This window comes from Pseudomonas sp. CFBP 13727, assembly GCF_014841915.1.
In the GTDB taxonomy this organism is placed as follows: Bacteria; Pseudomonadota; Gammaproteobacteria; order Pseudomonadales; family Pseudomonadaceae; genus Aquipseudomonas; species Aquipseudomonas baltica.
This window is the reverse complement of the sequence record NZ_JACYUT010000001.1, coordinates 193,252-218,528: the sequence shown is the minus strand read 5'-3', so window position 1 is coordinate 218,528 and position 25,277 is coordinate 193,252. Positions and strand designations below refer to the sequence as shown.

General features: G+C 64.0%; 24 protein-coding genes. 7 read left to right on the top strand and 17 right to left on the bottom strand.

Annotated elements, in window-relative coordinates:
• Positions 1–155 precede the first annotated feature (155 nt).
• Positions 156–1,307: an aldose epimerase family protein gene (locus IFT76_RS00980; RefSeq protein ID WP_240998721.1), complete on the bottom strand. Its 1,152-nt coding sequence runs from the start codon at positions 1,305–1,307 to the stop codon at positions 156–158.
• A 292-nt stretch (positions 1,308–1,599) separates the two neighbouring features.
• Here IFT76_RS00980 and IFT76_RS00975 point away from each other — a divergent pair, with 292 nt between their 5' ends.
• The 3 genes from IFT76_RS00975 to araH all read left to right on the top strand — a co-directional run bounded on the left by IFT76_RS00975 (position 1,600) and on the right by araH (position 5,164).
• The gene (locus tag IFT76_RS00975; protein WP_122715288.1) at positions 1,600–2,601 is read left to right on the top strand and encodes a substrate-binding domain-containing protein; all 1,002 of its coding nucleotides are present in this window, start codon (positions 1,600–1,602) and stop codon (positions 2,599–2,601) included.
• Between the two features lie 76 nt (positions 2,602–2,677).
• Entirely contained in the window at positions 2,678–4,177 is a 1,500-nt protein-coding gene (gene araG / locus IFT76_RS00970) for an L-arabinose ABC transporter ATP-binding protein AraG (protein WP_192057136.1), read from the top strand.
• A gap of 21 nt (positions 4,178–4,198) precedes the next feature.
• The gene (araH, locus tag IFT76_RS00965; protein ID WP_192057135.1) at positions 4,199–5,164 is read left to right on the top strand and encodes an L-arabinose ABC transporter permease AraH; all 966 of its coding nucleotides are present in this window, start codon (positions 4,199–4,201) and stop codon (positions 5,162–5,164) included.
• A gap of 109 nt (positions 5,165–5,273) precedes the next feature.
• Here the strand turns inward: araH and IFT76_RS00960 are convergent, their stop codons facing one another.
• Positions 5,274–6,626 (bottom strand): GntP family permease, encoded by a 1,353-nt coding sequence (locus tag IFT76_RS00960; protein WP_122477027.1) that lies wholly within the window; start codon positions 6,624–6,626, stop codon positions 5,274–5,276.
• A gap of 105 nt (positions 6,627–6,731) precedes the next feature.
• Positions 6,732–7,262 (bottom strand): gluconokinase, encoded by a 531-nt coding sequence (locus IFT76_RS00955; RefSeq protein WP_122477029.1) that lies wholly within the window; start codon positions 7,260–7,262, stop codon positions 6,732–6,734.
• Between the two features lie 181 nt (positions 7,263–7,443).
• Here IFT76_RS00955 and IFT76_RS00950 point away from each other — a divergent pair, with 181 nt between their 5' ends.
• On the top strand, positions 7,444–8,460 hold the full coding sequence (locus IFT76_RS00950) for a LacI family DNA-binding transcriptional regulator (RefSeq protein ID WP_122477030.1): 1,017 nt from the start codon (positions 7,444–7,446) through the stop codon (positions 8,458–8,460).
• A gap of 102 nt (positions 8,461–8,562) precedes the next feature.
• On the opposite strand, the gene IFT76_RS00945 is transcribed toward IFT76_RS00950, so the two are convergent.
• Positions 8,563–9,447 (bottom strand): AraC family transcriptional regulator, encoded by an 885-nt coding sequence (locus IFT76_RS00945; RefSeq protein WP_122478229.1) that lies wholly within the window; start codon positions 9,445–9,447, stop codon positions 8,563–8,565.
• 170 nt (positions 9,448–9,617) lie between these two features.
• Here IFT76_RS00945 and IFT76_RS00940 point away from each other — a divergent pair, with 170 nt between their 5' ends.
• The 3 genes from IFT76_RS00940 (at position 9,618) to IFT76_RS00930 (ending at position 13,227) form a co-directional block, all read left to right on the top strand.
• Positions 9,618–10,670, top strand: a complete 1,053-nt coding sequence (locus IFT76_RS00940; protein ID WP_185793405.1) for an NAD(P)-dependent alcohol dehydrogenase — start codon at positions 9,618–9,620, stop codon at positions 10,668–10,670.
• Positions 10,671–11,111: 441 nt separating this feature from the next.
• Positions 11,112–12,182, top strand: coding sequence for a glycosyltransferase family 4 protein (locus tag IFT76_RS00935; protein ID WP_240998779.1), 1,071 nt, complete (start codon positions 11,112–11,114; stop codon positions 12,180–12,182).
• The gene (locus IFT76_RS00930) at positions 12,175–13,227 is read left to right on the top strand and encodes a hypothetical protein (RefSeq protein ID WP_192057134.1); all 1,053 of its coding nucleotides are present in this window, start codon (positions 12,175–12,177) and stop codon (positions 13,225–13,227) included. The genes IFT76_RS00935 and IFT76_RS00930 overlap by 8 nt, the downstream gene beginning before the upstream one ends.
• 16 nt (positions 13,228–13,243) lie before the next feature.
• On the opposite strand, the gene IFT76_RS00925 is transcribed toward IFT76_RS00930, so the two are convergent.
• From IFT76_RS00925 to IFT76_RS00865, 13 genes are all read right to left on the bottom strand, one after another.
• Positions 13,244–13,519, bottom strand: a complete 276-nt coding sequence (locus IFT76_RS00925; RefSeq protein ID WP_122478290.1) for a DUF1652 domain-containing protein — start codon at positions 13,517–13,519, stop codon at positions 13,244–13,246.
• A gap of 126 nt (positions 13,520–13,645) precedes the next feature.
• A complete protein-coding gene (locus IFT76_RS00920; RefSeq protein ID WP_192057133.1) occupies positions 13,646–14,950 on the bottom strand; it encodes an MFS transporter in 1,305 nt (434 codons plus the stop codon).
• Between the two features lie 99 nt (positions 14,951–15,049).
• On the bottom strand, positions 15,050–15,991 hold the full coding sequence (locus tag IFT76_RS00915) for a sugar kinase (protein WP_192057132.1): 942 nt from the start codon (positions 15,989–15,991) through the stop codon (positions 15,050–15,052).
• Positions 15,984–16,766 (bottom strand): sugar phosphate isomerase/epimerase family protein, encoded by a 783-nt coding sequence (locus IFT76_RS00910; protein ID WP_192057131.1) that lies wholly within the window; start codon positions 16,764–16,766, stop codon positions 15,984–15,986. The genes IFT76_RS00915 and IFT76_RS00910 overlap by 8 nt, the downstream gene beginning before the upstream one ends.
• Positions 16,767–16,831: 65 nt before the next feature.
• Entirely contained in the window at positions 16,832–17,794 is a 963-nt protein-coding gene (locus IFT76_RS00905; protein ID WP_192057748.1) for a LacI family DNA-binding transcriptional regulator, read from the bottom strand.
• A 283-nt stretch (positions 17,795–18,077) separates the two neighbouring features.
• The gene (locus IFT76_RS00900; RefSeq protein ID WP_049859546.1) at positions 18,078–18,431 is read right to left on the bottom strand and encodes a RidA family protein; all 354 of its coding nucleotides are present in this window, start codon (positions 18,429–18,431) and stop codon (positions 18,078–18,080) included.
• Positions 18,432–18,442: 11 nt separating this feature from the next.
• Positions 18,443–19,612, bottom strand: coding sequence for an NAD(P)/FAD-dependent oxidoreductase (locus IFT76_RS00895; RefSeq protein WP_342365558.1), 1,170 nt, complete (start codon positions 19,610–19,612; stop codon positions 18,443–18,445).
• Positions 19,605–20,981, bottom strand: coding sequence for an FAD/NAD(P)-dependent oxidoreductase (locus tag IFT76_RS00890; protein WP_192057129.1), 1,377 nt, complete (start codon positions 20,979–20,981; stop codon positions 19,605–19,607). Before IFT76_RS00890 ends, IFT76_RS00895 begins: the two co-directional genes overlap by 8 nt.
• Positions 20,978–21,346: a (2Fe-2S)-binding protein gene (locus IFT76_RS00885; protein ID WP_122478217.1), complete on the bottom strand. Its 369-nt coding sequence runs from the start codon at positions 21,344–21,346 to the stop codon at positions 20,978–20,980. Before IFT76_RS00885 ends, IFT76_RS00890 begins: the two co-directional genes overlap by 4 nt.
• On the bottom strand, positions 21,336–22,475 hold the full coding sequence (locus IFT76_RS00880; protein WP_185793398.1) for an NAD(P)/FAD-dependent oxidoreductase: 1,140 nt from the start codon (positions 22,473–22,475) through the stop codon (positions 21,336–21,338). Before IFT76_RS00880 ends, IFT76_RS00885 begins: the two co-directional genes overlap by 11 nt.
• Entirely contained in the window at positions 22,472–23,269 is a 798-nt protein-coding gene (locus IFT76_RS00875) for an ABC transporter permease (protein WP_122478214.1), read from the bottom strand. Before IFT76_RS00875 ends, IFT76_RS00880 begins: the two co-directional genes overlap by 4 nt.
• Positions 23,270–23,275: 6 nt before the next feature.
• The gene (locus IFT76_RS00870; protein ID WP_122478212.1) at positions 23,276–24,148 is read right to left on the bottom strand and encodes an ABC transporter permease; all 873 of its coding nucleotides are present in this window, start codon (positions 24,146–24,148) and stop codon (positions 23,276–23,278) included.
• Positions 24,135–25,208, bottom strand: a complete 1,074-nt coding sequence (locus IFT76_RS00865) for an ABC transporter ATP-binding protein (protein WP_122478211.1) — start codon at positions 25,206–25,208, stop codon at positions 24,135–24,137. Before IFT76_RS00865 ends, IFT76_RS00870 begins: the two co-directional genes overlap by 14 nt.
• Positions 25,209–25,277: the final 69 nt, after the last annotated feature.

The window sequence follows — 25,277 nt, the reverse complement described above, 5'->3', positions numbered from 1 at the left end:
TAGGAGCGGTCCGTGGCCGCGAAACGGGCGCTGCGGTCGGTCAGGCACATCGCAGTCAGCCTTTCGCGGCCGATGACCGCTCCTACAGGCGCTGTCCACCTCACGTAGGAGCGGTCCGTGGCCGCGAAACGGGCGCTGCGGTCGGTCAGGCCGAATCACTGCGCCGAGAAGGCAAACACCGTGGTGTGGGTGTAGGTCTGGCCGGGATCGAGGCGGGTGCTGGCGAACGTGGGCTGGTTGGGGGCATCGGGGAAGTGCTGGGTTTCCAGGGTGAAGGCGCCCCAGTGCGGATACACCTTGCCACCCTTGCCGCGAACGGTGCCGTCGAGGAAGTTGCTGGTGTAGAACTGCACGCCTGGCTCGGTGGTGTACAGCGTCAAGGTGCGCCCCGAGACCGGGTCGGTCACCTTGGCGGCCTCGCGTTTCAAGTCGCCTGCGCTGTCGAGTACCCAGTTGAAATCGAAGCCGCCTTGTTTCGGCTCGGCGAACGCCAGCTGCTCATGCTTGGCGCCGATGTGCTTGCCAATGGCGGTAGGGGCGAGGAAATCCATCGGCGTGCCTTTCACCGGTGCCAACTCGCCGGTCGGGATCAACTTCGCCGTCACCGGCGTGTAGCGGCTCGCATGCAAGGTGGCCACCTGCTTCAACACATCGCCACTGCCGGCACCGGCCAGATTGAAATAGCTGTGGTTGGTCAGGTTGAGCACGGTGGGTTTGTCGGTGGTGGCCTTGTACTGCACGCGCAGTTCGTTGCGTTCGTTCAGGCTGTAGGTGACCTGGGTCGCCAGGGTCCCGGGAAAGCCCATCTCGCCATCGGGTGAGCGATAGGTGAAGGTGGCCGCGACCTGGTCGGCATCCTGCGTGGCCTCTACGGCCCAGACGTGTTTGTCGAACCCTCGGGTGCCGCCGTGCAGGGCATTGCTCTTGTCATTGAGCGGTACCGAATAGGTCTGCCCGTCCAGGTTGAACTTGCCCCCGGCCAGGCGGTTGCCGAAGCGGCCGATAGTGGCGCCGAAATACACGGTGGGATTGGCCTGGTAGCCCTGAATGTCATCGAAGCCCAGTACCACATCCGCAACCTCGCCTTTCTTGTCCGGCACTTGCAGCGCCTGCAAGGTCGCGCCGTAGGTGATGATGCTGGCTTTCATACCGTGGCTGTTGCTCAGGGTGATCTTTTCCAGCGGCGTGCCATCGGGCAGCGCGCCGAAGCTTTCGCGGGTCGAAGTCAAGCCTGCCGCATGGGCAGAGATGGAAGCAGTCATGAGGGTCAATCCAATGGCGCTGAGCAGTTTTTGATAAATAGGCATGTAAGGCGTTCCGTAGTTTTTTATAGGAAATGGCTGGATCCCGGGGTTGGACAACCGGACTCCGGCGGTGGCTGCACTGGCAGGTATAGCTGAAATTCGACGTCCGTAAAAATAAATGGTAATACTATTTGCCAGATCACTCGTGGTGTCATTTCTGACAGGATCTACGACACGCCGCTGTGGATGGCGCAAGCGTGACGTTACGTTACAAATGCCCATCCTGTTATATGGTATGACTATTCGCTGATATCGCTGGACGCTGTAGCTATTCAATAAAAATAAGGAGTTAGCTATGTTGAGTCGTCATGGGATCCGTTCCCTGTGTTGTGCCGCCCTGACCGCCGCGATGTTCGCAGGCTCGTCGGCTTCGTGGGCCGAAGAGGTCAAGATCGGTTTCCTGGTCAAGCAGGCTGAAGAGCCCTGGTTCCAGACCGAGTGGGCCTTTGCCGAGAAGGCCGGCAGGGACAAGGGCTTCAAGGTCATCAAGATCGCCGTGCCCGACGGCGAGAAAACCCTTTCGGCCATCGACAGCCTGGCCGCCAATGGGGTCAAGGGTTTCGTCATCTGCCCTCCTGACGTTGCGCTAGGCCCGGCCATCGTCGCCAAGGCCAAACTCAACGACATGAAAGTAATGGCCGTGGACGATCGCTTCGTCGATGCCAAGGGCAACTTCATGGAGGACGTGCCGTACCTGGGCATGGCCGCCTTCGAAGTCGGCGAGAAACAGGGCATGGCCATGGCCGGCGAAGCCAAGAAGCGTGGCTGGGACTGGAAAGACACCTACGCCATCATCAATACCTACAACGAGCTGGATACCGGCAAGAAGCGCACCGACGGCTCGGTCAAGGCGCTGAAGGCTGCGGGCCTGCCGACCGAGCACATTCTGTTCGCCGCGCAGAAGACCCTCGATGTACCCGGCAGCATGGACGCCACCAACTCCACGCTGGTCAAGCTTCCGTCAGGCGCCAAGAATCTGATCATCGGTGGCATGAACGACAACACCGTGCTGGGTGGCGTGCGCGCCACCGAGAGTGCCGGGTTCGCCGCAGCCAACGTGATCGGCATCGGCATCAACGGTACCGATGCCATCGGTGAGCTGAAGAAAGCCAACAGTGGCTTCTTCGGCTCCATGCTGCCCAGCCCCCATACCGAGGGCTACAACACGGCAAGCATGATGTTCGAGTGGGTCACCACCGGCAAAGAACCGCCCAAATACACCGCCATGGATGATGTGACCCTGATCACCCGCGAGAACTTCAAGCAGGAACTGGAAAAGATCGGTTTGTGGAACTGATCCGACCCATGGCCTCTGCCCTGGCAGAGGCCGATTCTTCACGGCGTGCCGTGATGCCTGCTCTGGAGTTGTATCCATGCGTGTAGAGTCATTGCGTTTCAACGGTATCGGCAAGAATTTCCCGGGCGTGCGCGCACTGTCGGACATCAGCTTCGAAGTTCGCCCGGGCAGCGTGCATGCCCTGATGGGCGAAAACGGTGCCGGCAAGTCCACCTTGTTGAAGATCCTGGGCGGTGCCTACCAGCCCAGCACGGGCAGCCTGCAGATTGGCAGCCAGAGCCTGGTGTTCAAGTCCGCTGCCGAAAGCATCGGCAGCGGCGTGGCCGTGATTCACCAGGAGCTGCACCTGGTGCCGGAAATGAGCGTGGCGGAAAACCTGCTGCTGGGCCACATGCCAGCGCGTTTCGGCCTGATCGATCGCAGCGCCATGCTGCGCCGTGCCGGCGAGCTGCTCGCCGGTCTGGCCGACGAGATCGATCCACGCCAGCGCTTGGGCAGTCTGTCCCTGGGCCAGCGGCAGTTGGTCGAGATTGCCAAGGCGATGTCGCGCAATGCCCATGTGATCGCCTTCGACGAGCCGACCAGCAGCTTGTCGGCACGGGAAATCGACCGGCTGATGACGATCATTGCCAAGCTGCGCGACGAGGGCAGGGTGGTCCTCTATGTCTCCCACCGCATGGAGGAGATATTCCGCATCTGCGACGCCGTCACGGTGTTCAAGGATGGCCGCTACGTGCGCACTTTCGACGACATGGCCGAGTTGACCCACGACCAGTTGGTGACCTGCATGGTCGGCCGCGATATCCAGGACATCTACAACTACCGTCCTCGCCCTCATCAGGGCCAGGCACTGCGCGTCGAGGGCTTGCTGGGGCCGGGTCTGCACGAGCCGGTCAGTTTCAGCGTCGCCAAGGGTGAAGTGCTGGGCTTCTTCGGCCTGGTGGGCGCAGGCCGCACCGAGCTGTTGCGCCTGCTGTCCGGATTGGCCGCCAGCAAGGCAGGCAGCCTCACCCTCGATGGGCGTTCGCTGACCCTGGCCAACCCGCGCGACGCCATCGCCGCTGGCATTCTATTGTGCCCCGAAGATCGCAAGAAGGAAGGCATCGTGCCCCTGGCCAGTGTGGCCGAAAACATCAACATCGGCGCCCGCGACCGCCATCTCACCCTGGGCTGCCTGGTGCAGGGCCCGTGGGAAAAGGAGAACGCCGCGCGCCAGATCAAGGCGCTGAACATCAAGACCCCGTCCGCCGAGCAGCCGATCATGTACCTCTCCGGCGGCAACCAGCAGAAGGCCATCCTCGGTCGCTGGCTGTCGATGCCGATGAAGGTCTTGTTGCTCGACGAACCCACACGCGGCATCGACATCGGTGCCAAGGCCGAGATCTACCAGATCATTCACGGCCTGGCCGCCGATGGTATCGCGGTGATCGTGGTGTCCAGCGACCTGATGGAAGTGATCGGCATCAGCGATCGAATCCTGGTCATGAGTGAAGGTGCGTTGACCGGCGAAGTGCTGCGCGAGCATGCGCAGGAATCCAGGTTGCTGCAATTGGCACTGCCGCGCACTCGCGGCTGAACAATAACAACAGAGGTGCTTATGTCTACGCAAAACACGCTGCCGGCCCCCCGCCAGGGTCTCAACCTGCGTCGCTTTCTGGACGAGTGGGTGATGCTGCTCGCCGCGCTGGCGATCTTCGTGCTGTGCACGATGTTCATCGACAACTTCCTCTCGCCATTGAACATGCGCGGGCTGGGCCTGGCCATTTCGACCACCGGCATTGCGGCCTGCACCATGCTTTACTGCCTGGCGTCCGGGCATTTCGACCTGTCCGTGGGTTCGGTGATTGCGTGCGCCGGGGTCATCTCGGCGGTGGTGATGCGCGACACCGAAAGCGTGCTGCTGGGCGTGGGCGCGGCCTTGCTGATGGGGCTGGTGGTTGGCCTGATCAACGGCATCGTCATCGCCAAGTTGCGCATCAATGCCTTGATCGCGACCCTGGCGACGATGCAGATCGTGCGCGGCCTGGCCTATATCTTTTCCAACGGCAAGGCCGTCGGGGTCATGCAGGAGGACTTCTTCATCTTCGGCAATGGTCAGTTGATGGGCGTGCCGGTGCCGATCCTGATCACCATCGTCTGCTTCATCTTCTTCGGTTGGTTGCTCAACTACACCACCTATGGACGCAACACCATGGCCATCGGTGGCAACCAGGAAGCGGCGCTGCTGGCGGGTGTGCACGTGGATCGCACCAAGATCATCATCTTTGCCGTGCACGGTGTGATCGGTGCGCTGGCCGGTGTGGTACTGGCGTCGCGGATGACCTCGGGCCAGCCGATGATCGGCCAAGGCTTCGAATTGACGGTGATCTCGGCGTGTGTGCTGGGTGGGGTGTCGCTGGCCGGGGGCATCGGCATGATTCGCCACGTGATTGCCGGCGTGCTGATTCTGGCGATCATCGAGAACGCGATGAACCTGAAGAATATCGACACGTTCTATCAGTACGTGATTCGCGGGACGATTCTGCTGATCGCGGTGATCATCGATCGCTTGAAGCGGCGCTGATCTGCGGGGGGCTTTCGCGGCCGATGACCGCTCCTACAGGGGAATGCATATCTGTAGGAGCGGTCATCGGCCGCGAATAGGCGCTACCCAATTGCATATGTGATCGGGTTCAGACCACCATCGACAACAGCAGGATGAAGATCAGGCCGACAACGGACAGGATGGTTTCCATCACGGTCCAGGTCTTCAGGGTTTCGGTCACGGTCATGTTGAAGTACTGCTTGACCAGCCAGAAACCCGCGTCGTTGACGTGGGACAGGATCACCGAGCCGGCGCCGGTGGCCAGCACCAGCAGCTCACGGTTGACGCCGGGCATCATGCCGATGACCGGGGCGACGATACCGGCACCGGTGATGGTCGCGACCGTTGCCGAGCCTGTGGCAACGCGAATCACCGCAGCCACCAGCCACGCCAGCAGAATCGGATTGACCTCGGCCTGCACGGCCATCTGGCCGATGATGTTGCCCACACCGGTATCCACCAGCATCTGCTTGAAACCACCGCCAGCGCCGACGATCAGCACGATGGCCGCAGTCGGGGCCAGGCTCTGGTCCAGCAGCTTCATGATCTTCGAACGATCGAAACCGCGCGCCACACCAAAGGTGTAGAAGGCCAGCAACAGGGCCGCGAGCAGCGCGGTGATCGGGTGGCCGATGAAGTCCATCCACTGGCGGAACAGGTTCTCTGCCGGCAAGGCCACGTCGGCGAAGGTCTTGAGCATCATCAGGAACACGGGCAGCAGGATGGTGATCAGGGTAACCGCGAAGCTGGGCAGGTTCTGGTTGTCCGACTCCTTGGCAATCTGGTCCATCAGCTCCTTGGAAGGGTTGCCCGGAATGTACTTGGAGATGAACGAGCCGAAGATCGGGCCGGCGATCATCGCAGTGGGCAGGCCGACGATCAGGCCGTAGAGAATGGTCTTGCCGATATCTGCGTTGAAGATGCCGATGGCCAGCAGCGGACCCGGATGTGGCGGCACCAGGCCGTGGACCACCGAAAGACCGGCAAGCAGCGGGATGCCGATCTTCACCAGCGACACGCCGGAACGGCGGGCGACGATGAACACCAGCGGGATCAGCAGCACGAAGCCGATCTCGAAGAACAGCGGGATGCCCACCAGGAACGCGGAGAACATCATTGCCCAGTGGATGCGCTTGACCCCGAACTTGCGGATCAGGGTTTGCGCGATCTGGTCGGCGCCGCCCGAATCGGCCATCAGTTTGCCGAGCATGGTGCCCAGCGCAAGGATGATGCCGACGAATCCAAGCACCCCGCCGAAGCCGTCCTGGAAGGACTTCATGACCTTGACCACCGGCAAACCGGACGTCAGGCCGAGGAAGATCGCCGCGATGGTGAGTGCGACGAAAGGGTGGACCTTGAACTGGGTGATAAGCACGATCAGACCAATGATGGTGACCAGTGCATCGAGCAGCAAGTAGGTGTCGTGAGCTAAGCCAAACATAAAGGTTTGCCTCGTGTTGTCGTTGTTGTGGGCGCAACGGTTGTGGTTGGGGACATCAGGCACTGCTGCGCGGGATGCTCAGACAGCGCTGTCTTCGAGTGCCGATCAAGCCAGCGTGGAAGCGCCGTGCTCGACCAGCCAGTGTTCCACCTGCTGCGCCAGGTCCACGATGGGAGTGGTGGCGTCCAGGTCCAGGGTCAGGGGTTCGCCGGTCGGCGGTTCCAGTGCAGCGAACTGGCTGTCGATGAGGCTGGCCGGCATGAAGTGACCGGGCCGATGGGCGACGCGGTTGGCGGCTTCTTCGCGGGTCAATGCGAGAAACACGAAGCCCAGGCCAGGCACGGCGTCGCGCAGGGTCTTGCGATACTTGAGCTTGAGCGCCGAGCAGGTCAATACGGGGCGTTGCCCGGACTCGATGCAGGCACGCATTTCCTCGCCCAGACGCACCAGCCAACCGGCGCGGTCGTTGTCGTCGAGGGGGTGGCCGGCGCTCATCTTGGCGATGTTGGCCTCGGGATGAAAGCTGTCGCCTTCGATCAGGCGGCCGCCGCTGCGGCCAACGATGGCGGCACCGACGCTGCTCTTGCCGCAGCCGGATACTCCCATCACCACCAAAGCGTTCAGAGGGGCATTCATCAAGTCACTCCTGCTGGGGCCGGCCGTTCGTGGATACGGCGCCCTCATCTTATTGATCTTGTCAAAGCAGTCTGGTGCAGCCTGCGGTAATAGCAAGGCACAAATCATTATTGCTCTGGATTCGAGACAGCGCTACCTTACCTCAACTCTTTTTCATTGCAAGTAGATAACAACAAGAATCATGGCGCGAATCGGTTCACGCGCAACTGGCCTGCCCACCCTGGCCGAAGTTGCCAAACTTTCAGGTGTTTCCCCCATTACGGCTTCACGCGCATTGCGCGGGGTGTCGACGGTCGCTCCACAATTGGCCACCAAGGTGCTGGAGGCCGCGCAGACCCTGGGCTATGTGGTCAACCCGGCGGCACGCGCGCTGGCCTCGGCGCAGAGCCAGTCGGTGGTGGTGCTCATTCCCTCGTTGTCCAACCATCTGTTCATCGACACGCTGGAAGCCATCCATGAAGTGATGCGTCCGCGCGGGCTGGAAGTGCTGATCGGTAACTACCACTACGATGTCGACGAAGAAGAAAACCTCATTCGCAATTACCTGGCCTACAAGCCCGGCGGCATCCTGCTGACGGGCATGAGCCGCACCGAGCGTGCGCATGCCATGCTGCACAGCAGCGGTGTGCCGTGCGTGCACATGATGGAGTTGGGCGCCAGCGGCGGGCGTGCCTGTGTCGGCTTTTCCCAGGAGCAGGCCGGAAGCGTGGCGGCGCAGCATCTGCTGGACGCCGGGCGCCGACGCCTGGGCTATGTGGCCGCACAGCTCGATCCGCGTGTGATGCAGCGCGCCGAAGGATTCAGGGCGGCGCTGGAGAGGGCGGGGGTGCATGATCCCCAACTCGAGGTGCTGTGCCCGCAGCCTTCGTCGATCGGCTTGGGCGGCGAGTTGTTCGCTGACCTGATGCAGCGTCACCCAGATGTCGACGGGGTGTTCTTCTGCAATGACGACCTGGCCCAGGGCGCCATCTACGAGGCCCAGCGCTTGGGCATCGCCATTCCGGGACGAGTCGGCATGGTGGGCTTCAACGATCTGCCGGGTTCGGCGCATCTGGTACCGCGCCTGACCTCGATCCGTACCCCGCGCGCCGAGATCGGCCGCAAGGCCGCGCAGATGTTACTGGACAGCATGGCTGGCAAGAGTGACAGCGCCCAGGCAATCGACCTCGGCTTCGAGCTGGTCGTACGCGAAACCTGACCGGGTGTCCCTGGTGCCCTGCGGTGATGCCGGACGCGGCTTGCGCCGCTGCTACAGGGGATCGCGGTGCTTCTGTAGCAGCGGCGCGAGCCGCGTCGGGGTTCAGCGCGTTACTCGTTCCTGGCCAGGGCTGTGGTTGAACAGGCGTTTGTATTCCCGGCTGAACTGCGAGGTGCTCTGGTAACCCACGCGCAACGCGACCTGGTTGACGTTCATTGCATCCGCGACCAGCAGCGCGCGGGCCTTGAGCAGGCGCAGGCGCTTGATGTACTGCACGGGCGAGGCCAGCGTATTGCGCTTGAAATGCTCGTGAAACGTCGAAGCACTCATGTTCGCCCGTCGCGCCAGGTCGTCGACTTGCAGCGGCTGCTCGTAATGCGCGTGCAGCCAGGACAGCGCGCCGGCGATACGTGCGAATTGCCCTTGCTGTTCGACCAGCGCGCGCAGCACATGCCCATTGGGACCGCGCAGTGCGGTGTAAAGCACCTCGCGCAACCGTGCCTGCGCCATGGCCAGGCGCTCCTGGGGATCGTGCAGGCACTGCAGCAGCCGTTCCACCGCGCCGCGCATGGCGTCGTCCAGCGCTACGGCAGTCATCGACTCGGTGGTCTGTGCCTGGCTCGGGCCGGGCTCCATGGCCAGCACCAGTTCACCCAACAGCGTTCGATCGATCGGGATAGAGACGCCGAGCAGGGGCAACTGCTCGCTGGCGAAGGTCTCGCACTCGAACGGCACCGGCAGTGCCTGTATCAGGTAGTGGCCTGCACCGTATTCCAGGGTGCGCTCGCCCAGGTACGCCAGTTTGCTGCCCTGGGCGATCACCATCAGGCTCGGTTCGTAGATCTGCGCGGTCCGCGCGACGTGGCTGCGGCACGAAACCACGCGCAGGCCGTCGATGGCCGTCGGGATCCAGTCATCGGCAATGGCCAGCGGGCGAATCAGCTGTACCAGGCGGGCGTTGGCGTCGAGATGTTTGGTCAGGCTCATGGGATACCACGGATCAGGCATGAAATCAGTCGTGGATGATCGCACGTTCGGGCCCCGTTTGCGGGGTGCTCGGAGGAATGGGCATTCATTGCGCAGGATCGGACATGGCCGCAGGCGCGCGGGAAAGCCACAATCTAAGCCTGATCATTTTTCGTTTCGAGAGGTTTACCATGTCCAAGGCACTCGGCTACGCCGCGCTTTCGCCCACCACGCCCCTGGCGCCCTTGAGCTTCGAACGTCGCGCCTTGCGCCCTGACGATGTCAGCATCGAAATCCAGTATTGCGGCGTCTGCCACTCTGACTTGCACCAGGCCCGCAACGACTGGGGCATTGCGGTTTACCCACTGGTACCGGGCCACGAAATCGTCGGCCGCGTGGTTGCCGTCGGTTCCCAGGTGCAGAAGTACGCCGTGGGCGACCGCGTCGGCGTGGGCTGCATGGTCGACTCGTGCCAGCATTGCGATGCCTGCCACGCGGACCTGGAGCAGTACTGCCTGGAAGGCCCGACCATGACCTACGCTACGCCTGATCGCGTCGATGGCAGCAACACCATGGGCGGTTATTCCGACAGCATCGTGGTCAGCGAGAATTTCGTGGTGCGCATTCCCGACGGCCTCGACCCGGCCAACGCCGCGCCGATCCTGTGCGCCGGGATCACCACCTATTCGCCGCTGAAGCATTACGGCGTCAAGCCGGGTGACAAGGTCGGCATTCTGGGCATGGGTGGCCTGGGCCACATGGGCATCAAGTTCGCCAAGGCGCTGGGCGCCGAAGTGACCCTGTTCACCCGTTCGGCGAGCAAGGCTGCCGAAGGCCGTCGCCAAGGTGCGGACCATGTGATCGTATCGACCGATGCCGAGCAGATGAAGGCCGCCGCCGAGACCTTCGACTTTCTGCTCGACACCATTCCGGTGCCGCACGACCTGAACCCCTACCTGGAAACCCTGCGTTTCGACGGTGTGCACATTCTGGTCGGGCTGATCCAGCCGGTAGATCCCGCTCTGCATGCGGCCAACCTGGTGCTCAAGCGCCGCGTTCTGGCCGGTTCGTTGATCGGTGGTATCAAGGAAACCCAGGAAGTCCTGGATTTCTGCGCCGAGCACGACATCACCTGCGATATCGAGATGCTGGACATCAAGAACATCAACGAGGCGTTCGAGCGCATGCACGCCGGTGACGTGAAGTACCGCTTCGTGATCGACATGGCCACCCTCAAGGCCTGATACGGCAGGGCATAACCTGTGTAGGAGCGGTCCTTGGCCGCGAACCAGGCGCTGCGGTGTGTCAGTCAATCCGCGGTGTGCTTTTCGCGGCCGCTGACCGCTCCTACGGATACGAGGTCACCTGTAGGAGCGGCCTGAGGCCGCGAACCGGGCGCTGCGGTGTGTCGGTCAATCCGCGGTGTGCTTTTCGCGGCCGCTGACCGCTCCTACGGATGCGAGGTCACCTGTAGGAGCGGCCCGAGGCCGCGAACCGGGCGCTGCGGTGTGTCGGTCAATCCGCCGTGTGCTTTTCGCGGCCGCCGAGCGCTCCTACGGGTACGCGGTCACCTGTAGGAGCGGTCCTTGGCCGCGAACCGAGCGCCGCGGTATCGCGCTGCTACTTTATGCAACCATTCCTGCGCGCCAGCCTCAAAGCTGCAATCCGTGCCAGGAACATCCCCGATGTCTTCATCTTCCGCCCGCCCGTTGCGCATCGGTGTGCTGACGCACATCAAACACCCCATTCGCCAACCGTTCGCCGGCGGCTTGGAAGCGTTCACCCACGATGTGACATCCGGGCTGATGCAACGCGGCCATGACGTCACGCTGTTCGCCAGCTCGTCCAGCGATCCGGCGCTCAACATTGTCCCGGTGTGGGATGACACCACCTACAAGGACGGTCGACGGGCCTGCCTGAGCTCCGAGTACATCGAGGAGCATCACGCCTACCTCAAAGCGATGCAGAACATCGACGACCGCCGCTTCGACGTCATCTTCAACAACAGCCTGCACTATGTGCCTGCGACCATGGCCTCGATGATTCGCACGCCGATGCTGACGGTGCTGCACACCCCACCCTTCTTCGAATTGATCAACGCCTACAGCGGCGAGCGCCGCGCCGGGCACTTCGCAACCATCTCCGAAGCCAACGCACGGCAGTGGAAAGAGGTCGTTCCCGAGTGCCATGTCATCCCCAACGGCATCGACCTGCAGCTGTGGTCACCGCGCGCGGCACCGCTGGAGCATGCCATCTGGTTCGGGCGGCTGGTGCCGGACAAGGGCGCGCACCTGGCCATGGACGCCGCGAAACTCGCCGGCGTACCGCTGCGCCTGGCCGGTCAGGCGGTCGACCCGCGTTACTTCAAGGAGCAGATCCAGCCGCGCTTGAATGACCAGTGCCAGTACCTTGGCCACTTGGGCCGTGACGAACTGGCCATCGAGCTGGCCAGCGCGTCCGCCGCCTTGGTCACCCCGTGCTGGGAAGAGCCCTTCGGCCTGGTCGTGGCAGAAGCCCTGGCCTGCGGCACACCGGTAGCGGCCTTCGCCCGCGGCGCGGTGGGCGATCTGCTGACCGACGCAACCGGTGCGCTGGCCGCAGGCGGCGACGTCGAAGGCCTGGCACACGCTTTGCGCCTGGCCCGGCGCAAGTCACGCCTGGCCTGCCGCCTGCACGCCGAGAGCCAATGGAGCCACGAGGTCATGCTCGACCGCTACGACGCGCTGTTGCGGCAAGTGGCCGACGCCGGTGCCTGAGCGCGCGCAGGTCGGCTACTACGTGCATCACCACGGCTCCGGCCATGGCATGCGCGCCCTGGCCATCGCCCGGCACATGGACTGCGACGTCACGTTGATCGGCTCGCGGTTGCCCGACGCCGACTACCCCTCGACGATCAAGGCCCTGCAGTTGCCCGGCGACACTGCGCCCGGCATGCATGTGGAGAGCTTTCCCGCGCTGCATTACGCGCCCTTGGCCGTGGACGGGCTGCGCGAACGCATGGGGCTTCTGGCCGACTGGATGCGTAGCGCCTGGCCGTGTCTGCTGGTGGTCGATGTATCCGTGGAAGTGGCGATGCTGGCGCGCCTGTTTGGCGTACCGTGCGTGTACATGCGCCAGCACGGCGAACGTACCGACCCGGCCCATCTGCAGGCCTATGCATCGGCCTCGCGCTTGCTGGCGCCATACCCGGCCTCGATGGAGTGCAGCCAGATGCCCGACTGGGTGCTGGCCAAGACCGACCACTGCGGTTGGGTGTCCCGCTACAGCCAGCAAAGCAGCGCCCACGTGGCGCCTGAGCATGGCGCGGTGCTGTTGATCACCGGGCAGGGTGGCACGGCCTTCACCGTCGATTCACTGATCGCCATTGCCAGACGCTGCCCCGAAGATCGATTTCGTGTAGCCGGACCGCTGCCCGCCAGTGACCTGCCGCTGCCGGGAAACCTGACGCTGCTGGGGCACCTGGTCGACCCCTTGCCGGAACTGCTGCGTGCCGAGATCGTGGTAGGCAGTGCCGGGGACAATGTGGTCGCCGAGGTCGCGCTTATGGGCGGGCGTTTGATCGCCATTGCCGAGCAGCGCCCGTTCGATGAGCAACGCCTGCAGGCGTTGCAGCTCGAAAGGTTGGGCGTGGCACTGGGTGTGCTCGGTGTGCCGGCTGCAGATCAGTGGCCGGCTCTACTGCAGAGGGCTCGGCATTTGCCCGGTCGCCGCGGCTGGCAGGCATTGCTCAACGACAATGCCGCAGCCGACGCCGCTCGGATCGTTGTGGATACGCTGCACAGTCATTTCGGATCGAGCTGATGGTGGGCTGGCGCGCTCAGCCTGCCTTGAGCGCCAGCGGCGGAATGAACGCCTCGAGCTCGGCTTCCACTGCCTCGATGATGCGCTCGACGTCCGCGGCATTCATGACCGTTGCACAAGGCAGCCCGGCGATGGCCAACAGGGTTTCGCCGCTGCTGCGGTCGAACAGCCTGGCCACCATGCTGCTGGGCGCATCCATATTGCCCTCGAAGCCCATGGGGTGAAAGTGCCAGCGCATGACCTGGCAAGCGTTCGGAAATGTCATCTTGTTCATCGCGCCCACCTGTTGCAGCCGCACGTGGCAGGGCAGGCCATCGGAATGGATAGCCTGTGGAGTATTAAAAGTAGCACCACCTGGATGACAGCTGTGCGCTTTGCCACGAATACCGGGCGATTTCATGAAGTTTCATGATCTGCGTCAGTTTTTGCAGGACGCAAGCCCCGTGGCGTCCGCTTTGCCGACCACCGCATCGCAGCCTCCGGGCTTGAGCATGATGGTCAGCAGCGCCGAGAGCAGCAGCGCCCCGCTCATCAACAGGTAGGAAGCGCCCGGGTTGCCGGTGCTGGCGTTCAGATAGCCAACCAGGTAGGACCCGGCAAACGAGCCCAGGGCGCCCATGCTGTTGATCAGCGCCATGGCACCACCGGCCACGTTGGCGGGAAGGATCTCCGGCACGATGGCAAAGAACGGACCATAGGGCGCGTACATGCACGCTCCGGCGATCACCAGCAGTGCATAGGACCACCAGAAATGCTCGCTGCCCAGCGCGTACGAGCCGTAGAACGCCAGTGCCGCCAGCAGCAGCGGTGGCCAGACGAAGCGCTTGCGCCGTTGCATACGGTCGGAAAACCAGCTCACCACCAGCATGCCGATCACGGCCGCCAGGTAGGGCAGGGAAGACAGCCAGCCAGCCTCGATCATGTCCATCTGCGCGCCCTGCTTGAGAATCGACGGCAGCCACAGCACGAAGCCGTACACGCCCACGCTCCACAGGAAGAACTGCAACGACAGGGTGATGACCTTGCCCGAACAGAAGGCTTCGGCGTAGTTCTTCACCGGCTTCATGCCCACCTGCTCGGCGGCCAGGGCCTGTTGCAGGTCGTCTTTTTCCTGCTGGCTGAGCCACTTCGCCTGGGCGGGTCGATCATCGGCCAGGCGCCACCAGATGAATGCCCAGATGACGGCGGGCAACCCTTCGATGATGAACATCCAGCGCCAGCTGTAATGCTGGATCAGGTAGCCGGACACCACCGACATCCACAGCATCGTCACCGGGTTGCCCAGTATCAGGAAAGTGTTGGCCCGCGAGCGTTCCGCGCGGGTGAACCAATGGCACAGGTACACCAGCATCGCGGGCATGACCACGGCTTCGACGACGCCGAGCATGAAGCGGATCACGATCAGCCAGTAGGCGCTGGAGACGACACCGGTCAAGGTCGCCAGGCTGCCCCAGAGGATCAGGCTGACGAAGATCAACTGCTTGACACTGTGCTTCTGCGCATAGATCGCGCCGGGGACCTGGAAGAAGAAGTAACCCAGGAAGAACAGGGCGCCGAGCAGCGAGGACAGCCCCGGCGTTATGTTCAGGTCGGCGGCCATGCCCGAGGCTGCGGCAAAACCGTAGTTGGCCCGGTCCAGGTAGGCCAGGCTGTAGGTGATGAAGACGATCGGCATGATGTACCACCAGCGACGGCTGGCGAGTTTCACGGTGTGGCTGTGCATGGTCTGACTCCTGAGCATTTTGTAATTGTCGCACCAGGTAGGGCGTTTTGATTCATGGGTCCAGGGCGCAACGTTTTGCGGGTGTCTTTTTTGCGTGCGTCAGTGGCTTTCGTCCTCGATCAGCGCGGCGCGCGTCGGCAGGCCTTCCATGTCGCCCGGGCTCTGTACAGCCAGGCTGCCGATCCAGTTGCCGCGGCCGGCGGCCTGGGCCAGGTCGCGGCCTTCGAGCAGGGCACTGATGACGCCCACGGCGAAGCCGTCACCCGCGCCGACCGTATCCACCACCTTGGCCACGGGGCGGCTGGCTACATAGCCTTGTTGCTCGGCGCTGCAATAGAACGCGCCGTCCGCGCCCAGCTTGATCACCACCGCTTGCACACCCTGGTCGAGATAGAAACGGGCAATGTCTTCGCAGCGTTCGTGTCCGGTCAGCAGCTGCCCTTCGGCCAGGCCCGGCAATACCCAGTCGGCCAGCGCGGCGAAGCTGTTGATCTGCTCGATCATGTGCGCCTGGCTGGGCCACAGCGACGGGCGCAGGTTGGGGTCGAACGAGACGCTCCGGCCTGCCGAACGCATGGCGGTCATCAAACCGCGGGTCAACGCGTTCATGCTCGGCGACAGCGCCGGGGCGATGCCGGTGGCATGCAGGTGACGGGCATCGAGCAGGCGTTCAGGCACATCGCCAATGCCCATATGGCTGGCCGCCGATCCGCGGCGAAAGTATTCGACCGTGGGGTCGCGGCCATCGTCCTGCAGCGATTTGAACTGGAACCCGGTGGGGTGCTGTGAATCCACGCCGACATGGCTGCAATCCAGCCCTTCGCGTTGCAACGCGGCGACGATGAAGCGACCGAGCGAGTCGTTGCCCACTCGGCTCAGCCAGGCGACGTTGAAGCCCAGCCGCGACAGGCCGATGGCGACGTTGTTGTCGGCACCGGCAATGCGTTTGCGGAAGCGCTCGACTTCGGCCAGTTCGCCGGTCTGCTCGGCGACGAACATGGCCATGGTTTCGCCGAAACTCAGCACATCGAACTCAGCCATGGGCCACCTCCTGCGCGGCCTGGCCAAGGCGGGCGAGGGTCGCCACCTGTGCCTTGGCGACAGCCAGCAGGTCGCTGCCCTGCAACGGGTACTCGATGGCCCGCACCAGGCCTGGTGCCATGTGCCCGAGCAGGCGCGCCCACTGATGCAGGTCGGTCAGCTCGGGCGGCGTGGCGACCAGCTTGCCGGCCGTGGTGCGTTGTACGGCCTTGCAGTGAATGTATTCGACGAAACGGCCCAACTGCTGCGCAGCGCTCGAAACCGACTGTTGCTGCCATTGCCAGTTGCCGATGTCGAAGGTCATGCCCACCGGCACGCCTTGCCCGGCTGTCGCAGTGAAGAAGTCGACCAGCGGCTCGATCCGCCCACCGTGGGCAGTCTGGTCGTTCTCGATCAGCAGGCGCACGGGTTGATCGCGCAACTGATCATGCAGCAGGTGCAAGTCGCTGGCAGTGGAGTGAAAACCCAGCGAGACCTTGAGCCAGATCGCGCTGCACGCAGCCGCGCGAGCGAGCGCCAGTTGCAGCTGCGGATTGGGCGCAGCCTGGCCGGGCTGCCACAGCTCGAGCGGCGAGGAATAGACGCAGGTGAGGCCTTGCGCGGCGATGGCACTGCGCAGGGAGGGCGCATCGAAGTCATCGAACAGCTCCTCGCGCAGTTCAATATGGCTGGCGCCGGTCTGGGCGACCAGCTCTGCCAGGCTGGCCTGGCCCTGTGTACGAACATGGTCCGCGCCGAAGCTGGATAGGCTGATGGAGACGGGATAGGGATGCATTGTTATTGTCCTCTGAAACCGGTTTCAATTTTAAGCATGGATACTGCGCACGCCGCAGCGCTTTTTCAGCGGAGCGGGGTGGAACCTCGAATGATCAGATCGGGGGTGAAGTGGAACGTCTGGGCTGGACCTTGCGCCCCCTGCAGCCGCCGCAACAGGCATTCCAAGGCTCGCACGCCGATGGCATGGGTGGGTTGGGCAAGGGCGGTGATACCGTTGCCTACCAGGGGGTACCAGTCGAGGTCGTCGAGCGCGACCAGCCCCACGTTTTCGCATGCCTGGTTGCCCAACTCCCGCAGGGCCAGCGTGCAGGCCAGTGCCGCCACGCCATTGGCGCAGAACAAGGCCTTGGGCCCGACGTCGGCGCCGGCAAGGAACGTGCGCAGTTGCTCGCCGAGGCCGGCACCGGTGTAGAACACCGGTCCGCCGGTGCGTTGCGCGAAGGCCTCGATGCGTTCGGTACGGGAGCTGGTGCCATCGACCGCCTCACTGACCAGCGCCAGCTGGCGATAGCCGCGCTCGTGGAGGTGGTCCAGGGCCATGTCGACGGCCATCCGGTTGTCCAGCCCGACAAGGTCGCTGGGCAGGTCGGCCACCTTGCGGTCGACCAGCACCATGGGCAGTTCCCGTTGCAGTTCGCGCAGCTCATCCAGGTGGTGGCCGAGGGTGTTCACGATCACGCCTTCGACGTTGTAGGCACGCATGGCCTGCAACTGCTGGCGTTCCTGTTCCGGGTCGCGGTCGGTGTTGCATACCACCAGACTGTAGCCATGGCGGCGGCAGGCGGTTTCCACGCCATGCATGACGGCCACCGAATAGGGGTTGCGGATATCGGCCATGAGCATGCCGATCAGGCGCGTACGGCCGCGCTTGAGGCCGCGGGCCATTTGATTGGGGCGATAGCCGAGGTCGTCGATGGCGCGGGCGATGCGTGTGGCGATGACGTCGGACAGCAGACCGCGATCCTCACCGATGAAGCGCGAGACACTGGCCTTGGATACACCTGCGCGCTCGGCTACGTCGAGCATGGTCACACGAGGGCGTACAGGAACGGAAAGACGGGTCACGGCCTGAGTCCTTTTATGGATGTTATGGGCAGGCGATCAGTGGTTGAAACCGGTTTCAGGAAACACCAAATCGAAGTGGCCGTCAACGGGGGAAGATGGATTTTTGCGTAGGCGATCGGGGCACGAGGGTGGTGCATTTCACGGCTGGAACCGCAGCGCGGCCTTCGCGGGCAGAGCTCGCTCCCACAGGGGATCGGCCTACTCCTGTGGGAGCGGGCTCTGCCCGCGAATCAGGCGACGCGGGTCAGCCAGCGGCGACGACGGTGATTTCCACCAGCAGATCGGGCGCGGCCAGGCGGGATTCCACGGTAGCACGCGCCGGGGCGTGGCCTTCGGGTGCCCAGGCGTCCCACACTTCGTTCATTCCGGCGAAATTGGCCTGGATGTCCGACAGCCACACTTGGGCGGTGACGATACGGGTCTTGTCCAGGCCAGCCTGCTCCAGGAAGCTGTCGATCTTGGCCAGCACCTGGGCAGTCTGGCCCTTGATGTCCAGGCTACGGTCGGTGGCGGTCTGCCCGCCGAGGAAGGTGAAGCCGTTGCACTGCACGACACGGCTCATGCGTTGGTTGGTTTCGATGCGCTTGATGTCCAGCATGGTGTATTTCCTCACGAGTGGATAAGGGATGTTGCAGGTTGTTCGAGCGTCGTCGCCGATTGCGCGAAACGCCCTATGGAAAAGGGGTCGAGACTGATCGGCGAGGGCTCGCCGAGAATCTGCTGGGCCAGGCGCTGACCGGTCCCGGGACCCATCTGGAAACCACTGCCGCAGAAACCGAAGGAATAGCTCAGCTTGTCCGTCTTGCAGCTGGCGCCGATCACTGGAATGTCATCGGCGGTAAACGCCTCGACACCGGCCCAGACCCGATTCACACCCAGGTTGCGCAAATGGGGAAACAGGTCGGTTACCGTACGCGCGCTGGTGCTCAGCCGGTCCATTTGAACCTCGCCATGGCGCGCGGCGAACTCCACCGAGCCCACCAGCTTGCCGCCGATCACCACGGTGCCGTTGGCGAACTGTTTGAATGACAGCGCCCGGCCCGTAGCGCCCAGCACCGGCGCACAGAATGGGGCGACCCGGTGAGTGACCATCAGCATCAAGCCCTGCGGATGCACCGGCACCGGCTCGCCGACCTGTGCCGCCAGTTGCGCCGCCCAGGCCCCTGCGGTGACCACCAGGTGCTCCGCTTGATGCACGCCCGACCGTGTCTCGACCCGCCAATGGGTGGCGCTGCGCTCGATGCGCAGTGCCGGCGTCTGCTCCAAGACCCGTACTCCCAGCCGCTGCGCAGCCAGGCGAAACGCGGTAACGGTGTGGTACGGCACGGCATAGCCGTCGCCGCCGACCCAGATACCACCCACCACATGGGGTGCCACCGTAGGTACCAATTCGAGCACCTGCTGCCGATCGATCAAAACTTCATGGGTGAAGCCCAAGGCATGCAACTGCTCCACACGGCGCTGGCATTCCTGCAGTTCAGCGTCGTTCTCGGCCAGTTTAAGCTGGCCGCTGGCGACGAAGCCACCGTCCTCGCCGAGCACGTCCTGCAAGCCATGCCAAAGCGTTCGCGAAGCGAGGGCCAAGGGGATTTCCGCCACATGGCGGCCCAGGGTGCGCACGCCACCGGCGTTCACCCCGGAAGCATGGCGACCGCAATACTCGGCCTCCAGCACGGTCACCCGGACGCCGGCGCGAGCCAGGTGCAGGGCGGTGCTGAGGCCGTGGATGCCGCCGCCGATCACCAATACATCAGCGCCCGAGCGCTGGCGCTCAGTCACCGGCCAGCTCCCCGAGTGTGATGGGCTTGATCGGCGGACGAATCCGGTAGTAACCGACGTCGCCTGCGGGCACCTGGCGCGCATCGGCGATCACTTCGGTGACGGTCAGGCCGCACAGGCGTCCCTGGCAGGGCCCCATGCCGCAGCGGCCGAACGACTTCGCCTGGTTCGGACCGGCGCAGCCCATGGCGACGAACTGGCGCAACTGGCCGGCGGTGACTTCCTCGCAGCGGCAGACAATGACGTCGTCAGCCGGGATCCGATGCTCGTCGCGGGGCCGGTACAGCGCGTCGAGAAACGGTCTGATGCGCAAATTGTCGCTCAACGCCCGGCGTAGCTCGACGCCACGCCGATCGCGCTGCGGAGCGCCCAGCGCGCCCAGCCGGGCGGCGATGCCCAGGCCGGCCAGCCGGCCCTGCAGTGCCGCCGCCTGTGCACCGCCGATACCGCCTCCGTCACCGGCGACAAACACCCCTGACACGTCCAGTTCGCCCCAGCTGTCCCTGAGCGGGCTGAAGCACAGCTGCTGCGGATCCCAGGCGTGGGTCGCACGCAGCGACTGGCTGAATTGAATATTGGGTACCACCCCCTGGTGCAGCAGCACGCAGCGACTGGCGATGCGCTGCGCCTTGCCGTTGGCGGTGAAGCTCAGCGCCTGGGCCGAATCGGTACCCTCGATCGCCAACTGCGAGGCGCCGGTGAAATGGGCGATGCGCGCCTGGCGCAGACTGCGCATCAGCTCCAGGCCCTTGCGCAGGTAAGGCCAGGCACGCAGGGCCGAGACCAGATGACGCCGCGCGCGCCAGTAGTCGTCGCGGTGCGTGGTATCGACCAAGGCCTTGATCGGCACTCCGGCACGCAAATACTGCCAGCCCAGCAGGTACAGCAAAGGTCCGCAACCGGCCAGCACCACCGGCTCGGTGGGTACTGCGCCAGCGCTCTTGAGCAGGATCTGCGCCGCGCCCGCAGTCATCACTCCCGGAAGGGTCCAGCCACGGATGGGGAAGGGCCGCTCCATGGCGCCGGTTGCCAGCAGGACCGCGCGGGCCTGCAACGTGTGCATACGCCCACCCTGCAAATAGCTGACCTGATGATCACGACCCACCTGCCACACTGCAGCTTCCTTGATGTGCCGCACCGGAGTGTCCTCCAGGGCTCTGGCCAGCACGTTGCCGTGGGCATAGTCCGGTCCCAGCAGGTCGCGCCGGCTCAGCGGCGCCAGGGTGATACCGCGATAGATCTGCCCGCCAGGGCTGCCTTGCTCGTCCAGCAAGACCACGGCGAGGCCTAGCCCGGCCAGCTCGGTGGCACCGGCCATGCCTGCCGGGCCGGCGCCCACGACGACGACGTCGACGGATTCGAGGTTCATGGCTGCACCTCCAGGACGCTGACCGAGGGAACCTCGAACTGCAAATCGCGAGCGCCTTCCTGGGAGCGCACCTGCATGCCGTCGACCACATCGATCAGGCAACTCTGCCGATTGGGCACGCCATCGATGCTGACCAGGCATTCGAAACACACGCCCATCATGCAGTAGGGCGCGCGCGGCGACTCGCTCACCGGCGTGGCCCGGAAGCGCTCGATTCCGGACATCAACAACGCCGCCGCCACGCTGATGCCTGGCGGTACGCTCAACGCCTCGCCGTTGAAGCTGAAGGTCACACTGCGGCTGCTGCGGGTTTCGCCGGCCACCGACTGGAACAGCGGGGCGCGGCTGGGGGCTTCAATGGGCATGGGCAAGCACCTTGTCGCTGAGAAAACGTTCGCCGTTGAACACGGCCAATTCGTCGGGCTGCGCCGCCCCCATCACCCAGGGCGCGATGCGCAGGGCGTGGGCGGCGGCCAGGGTTACACCGCTGTGGCAGGTGATGACGAAGGCCCCGGGGTGGGTCGACGACTGCTGGTAGATCGGGAAACCGTCCGGGCTCATTACCCGCAAGGCACCCCAGGCACGGATCAGGCGCACATCGCGCAGCAGCGGAAAGGTCGCTACGCCACGCTGGGCGATCGCCGAGAGCACACCGGTGGAGGTACTGTCGTCGAAGCCGACTTCTTCCATCGAATCGCCCAGTTGCACCGTGCCTTCGTCGGTCTGGCGGACATTGATGGTGGGATAGTCGAGAAACGGCTGGACCCGCTCGCTGACCAGTACCTGCCCGCGGTTGGGTGCGACCGGTGCATGCAGCCCGACCTGCGCGGCCAGCCCGGGGTTGCCCAGGCCGGCTGCGAGTACCACGCGCGGCGCACAGTAGGCCTGCTCCCCGGCCCAGATGCGGAAGTCGCCGGCACTGCCCTCGATGCGCTGGATGTGCTGGCCGCCTGCGAAACGCGCGCCATGGCGTTGCGCGGACGCATGCAGGGCGCGCAGTAGCTTCAGCGGGTTCACATGGCCGTCCTGGGGGGTATAACTGGCGCCGATCACGGCCTTGCCGATCAGCGGCAGGCGCGCCTTGAGTTCGCCGGCATCGAGCATCTCGAAGGGGTAGTCACCGACCGCCGCCTGCAATTGGCGCAGGCGCGCCTCGCGCTCCAGCAGTTCCTCGTCGCTGAAGCACATGTGAAAGCCACCCGGCTGCTTAAGGCTGACATCCACGCCACTGTCGGCCAGCAGCGTATCGCGCAGGTCGGCCCAGCGTTGCGCCGAAGAACGTGTCCAACGCGCATAGTCGGGCAGGTTGTAGCCTTTGCCCTGAACCCAGACCAGGCCGAAATTGCCACGCGAGGCGCGGAACGCATCGTCGCCCTGGTCGAGCACCACGGTGTCGGCGCCGTTGCGCGCCAGGCCGTAGGCCACCGCCGTACCCACCAGCCCGCCACCGACGACGATCACGTCGGCCTTGATCGCTGCCGTCGAGCGCTTCATTTGCCTTCTCCTATGAGCACGCGGTCCAGGCCTACCAGGCGATCCAGCACCAGCATCAAGATCAACGTGCCAACGATCAGCACCGTAGAGACCGCCGTGATCAACGGGTCGATGGTCTGGGAAATCTGGTTGTACATGGCCACCGGCAATGTCGTGGTGCCGGGCGTGGCCACGAACACGGTCATGGTCAGCTCATCGAAACTCTGGATGAAAGCCAGCATCCAGCCGCCGACCACGCCAGTGCGGATGCGCGGCAGGATGACCCGGTGGAACGCCGTCCAGCGTTTGGCGCCCAGCGACAGCGCGGCCTGCTCGATGTCTTTCTCCAGGCCGATGGTGGAGGCCAGGGTCAGGCGCAATGCATAGGGCAGCACAACGATCACGTGAGTCAGGCACAGCGCCCAGAACGAGCCGCCAATCTGCGCGATGGAGAAGAAACGCAGGAAGGCGATCCCCAGCACCACGGAAGGAATCATCAGCGGCGAGAGCAGAAAGCCGGTCAATGTGCCGCGGCCGGGGAAGTCGTAGCGGCTGATGGCCAAGGCCGCCGGGATGGCCAGCAGCGTGGCGATGGTGGCCGACGCCAGGCCCAGCTTGATCGACAGCATGAACGCGTCGAGCATTTCCTGATTGTCCAGCAGGGCCCTGAACCAGCGCAGCGACAAGCCATTGGTGGGCAGTGACAGATACCCCTTGTCGGTGAACGCCATCGCCATCACCACCAGCAGCGGCGCGACGATGAAGCCGATGAACAGGGTATGGAACAGCAGCGAGAAAAAACCGTTCTTGTGCATGGCGGCCTACTCGAAGACTTGCTTGAAGCGGCGCTCGGCCAGCTTGCTGCAACCCAGGATGATGATCAGATTGGCCACCAGCAGGAGCATGGCGATCGCCGCGCCCAGGGGCCAGTTGAGGGTGCCGAGGAATTCGTCGTAGGCCGCAGTGGCGACCACCTTAAGCCGGCGTCCGCCGATGATTGCCGGGGTGGCGAAGGCCGAGGCGGCGAGGGCGAAGACGATGATCGAGCCGGAAAGAATGCCCGGCATGATCTGCGGCACGATGATGCGCCGGAACACCGTCAGTCGCGACGCGCCCAGGGACAGGCCGGCCCACTCCACCTGCAGGTCCAGTCGCTGCAGGGTGGCCCACACCGCGATCACCATGAAGGGCACCAGCACATGGGTCAGGGCAATGATCACGCCCACTTGGGTGAACAGGATCTTTACCGGTTCGTCGGTGATGCCCAGGCCCTGCAGGGCATCGTTGATCAAGCCGTTGTTGCCCAACAGAATCGCCCAGCCGAGGGTCCGCACCACCACTGAAATCAACAGCGGGCCAAGCACCACCAGCAGGAAGGTCGAGCGCCAACGTGGCGCCATGCGCGCAATGATGATGGTTTCCGGGACGCCGAGCAGTACGCACAGCACCGTCACTGCCAGTGCCATCGAGCCGGTTCGCAGGAAAATCTCGTGGAAATAGTCGTCCTTGAACACTTCGATGTAGTTGCCCAGGCTGTACACCGGCAGCACGCCTTCGGTGTCGCTGAACAGGTTGAGCGACAACAGCGCGGTCAGCAGCAACGGTGCCAGCAGCAGGGCGATGAATACCAGCAGTGCCGGGCCGCTGAGCAGCCAAGGCGCCGCGCCTACGTGTTCGGCGTCATACCTGGCCATGGGCAGCCTCCCGGTCGAGCAGGCGCAGGTCGTCGTCCGACCAGTCCAGGCCGACTTCGTTGCCCTCGGCGGGCGGTACATGCCCCAGATTCGGCTGGGTCAGGTGGACCAGGCCAAAGTGGCTGTCCACGGCAAGCAACCACAGGTTGCCGAGGAACACCCGCAGGGCGATCCGACCGTTGATGCGGCCCAGGCCAGGTTCGGTCAGGCGGATTTTCTCGGGGCGGATGTACACGTTGACGTCCTGACCCAGGGAGCGGTCCTCGTGGGGCACATGCAGCAAGGTATCGCGCACCTGCACGTGGCAGCAGCGCTCGTTGCGCAGCTGCACGGCACCGGCGAAGGCGTTGGTCTTGCCCAGAAACGCCGAGGCGAAGGGCGAATGGGGTCGTTCGTAGGCTTCGAATGGTGTATCGATCTGCACGATGCGCCCGCGCTGCATGACTGCGATGCGGTCGCTCATGGTCATCGCTTCGACCTGATCGTGGGTGACCAGAATGGTCGTGATACCCAGTTCGCGCTGGATGGCGCGCAGCTCGATGTGCATTTCCTCGCGCAGCTTGGCATCCAGGTTCGACATGGGTTCGTCGAGCAGCAACAGGTTGGGGCGGATGGCCAGGGCGCGGGCAATCGCCACCCGCTGGCGCTGCCCGCCGGAAAGCGCCTTGGGATAACGCTCGCCAAGCCCGCCAAGACGGACCAGGTCCAGCGCCTCGACCACGCGCTTGGCACGTTCGGCCTTGGCCACGCCGCGCATCTCCAGGCCGAAGCTGATGTTCTGCGCCACCGTCATGTGCGGGAACAGCGCGTAGCTCTGAAAAACGATGCCAAGGCCGCGATCTTCCGGGCGTACGTGAGTGATGTCGCGACCGTCGAGCACGATCCGGCCTTCGGTGGGTTGCACGAACCCGGCGATCGACTGCAAGGTGGTGGTCTTGCCGCACCCGGAAGGGCCGAGCAGGGCGACGAACTCGCCGTGCTGTACCTCCAGGCTCAGGCCGTCGATGGCTTTGAACGTACCGTAGTTCTTGACGAGGCCTTCCAGTGTCAAAAATGCCATGGCTTTGCCACGCAGGCATGCGCCTGCGGCTCCAGGAAAAGGTCGGGAAAGTTCGGACGGGCGCGCGGA

Bases quoted from the DNA above. Each gene is read 5' to 3' on its own strand.
- araH (WP_192057135.1), top strand. From the start codon at position 4,199: ATGTCTACGCAAAACACGCTGCCGGCCCCCCGCCAGGGTCTCAACCTG.
- IFT76_RS00875 (WP_122478214.1), bottom strand. From the start codon at position 23,269: ATGCACAAGAACGGTTTTTTCTCGCTGCTGTTCCATACCCTGTTCATC.
- IFT76_RS00955 (WP_122477029.1), bottom strand. From the start codon at position 7,262: ATGAATGCCCCTCTGAACGCTTTGGTGGTGATGGGAGTATCCGGCTGC.
- IFT76_RS00890 (WP_192057129.1), bottom strand. From the start codon at position 20,981: ATGAACCTCGAATCCGTCGACGTCGTCGTCGTGGGCGCCGGCCCGGCA.
- IFT76_RS00950 (WP_122477030.1), top strand. From the start codon at position 7,444: ATGGCGCGAATCGGTTCACGCGCAACTGGCCTGCCCACCCTGGCCGAA.
- IFT76_RS00940 (WP_185793405.1), top strand. From the start codon at position 9,618: ATGTCCAAGGCACTCGGCTACGCCGCGCTTTCGCCCACCACGCCCCTG.
- IFT76_RS00920 (WP_192057133.1), bottom strand. From the start codon at position 14,950: ATGCACAGCCACACCGTGAAACTCGCCAGCCGTCGCTGGTGGTACATC.
- IFT76_RS00870 (WP_122478212.1), bottom strand. From the start codon at position 24,148: ATGGCCAGGTATGACGCCGAACACGTAGGCGCGGCGCCTTGGCTGCTC.
- IFT76_RS00900 (WP_049859546.1), bottom strand. From the start codon at position 18,431: ATGCTGGACATCAAGCGCATCGAAACCAACCAACGCATGAGCCGTGTC.
- IFT76_RS00865 (WP_122478211.1), bottom strand. From the start codon at position 25,208: ATGGCATTTTTGACACTGGAAGGCCTCGTCAAGAACTACGGTACGTTC.
- IFT76_RS00935 (WP_240998779.1), top strand. From the start codon at position 11,112: ATGTCTTCATCTTCCGCCCGCCCGTTGCGCATCGGTGTGCTGACGCAC.
- IFT76_RS00945 (WP_122478229.1), bottom strand. From the start codon at position 9,447: ATGAGCCTGACCAAACATCTCGACGCCAACGCCCGCCTGGTACAGCTG.
- IFT76_RS00980 (WP_240998721.1), bottom strand. From the start codon at position 1,307: ATGCCTATTTATCAAAAACTGCTCAGCGCCATTGGATTGACCCTCATG.
- IFT76_RS00880 (WP_185793398.1), bottom strand. From the start codon at position 22,475: ATGAAGCGCTCGACGGCAGCGATCAAGGCCGACGTGATCGTCGTCGGT.
- IFT76_RS00885 (WP_122478217.1), bottom strand. From the start codon at position 21,346: ATGCCCATTGAAGCCCCCAGCCGCGCCCCGCTGTTCCAGTCGGTGGCC.
- araG (WP_192057136.1), top strand. From the start codon at position 2,678: ATGCGTGTAGAGTCATTGCGTTTCAACGGTATCGGCAAGAATTTCCCG.
- IFT76_RS00960 (WP_122477027.1), bottom strand. From the start codon at position 6,626: ATGTTTGGCTTAGCTCACGACACCTACTTGCTGCTCGATGCACTGGTC.
- IFT76_RS00905 (WP_192057748.1), bottom strand. From the start codon at position 17,794: ATGCTCGACGTAGCCGAGCGCGCAGGTGTATCCAAGGCCAGTGTCTCG.
- IFT76_RS00915 (WP_192057132.1), bottom strand. From the start codon at position 15,991: ATGGCTGAGTTCGATGTGCTGAGTTTCGGCGAAACCATGGCCATGTTC.
- IFT76_RS00910 (WP_192057131.1), bottom strand. From the start codon at position 16,766: ATGCATCCCTATCCCGTCTCCATCAGCCTATCCAGCTTCGGCGCGGAC.
- IFT76_RS00975 (WP_122715288.1), top strand. From the start codon at position 1,600: ATGTTGAGTCGTCATGGGATCCGTTCCCTGTGTTGTGCCGCCCTGACC.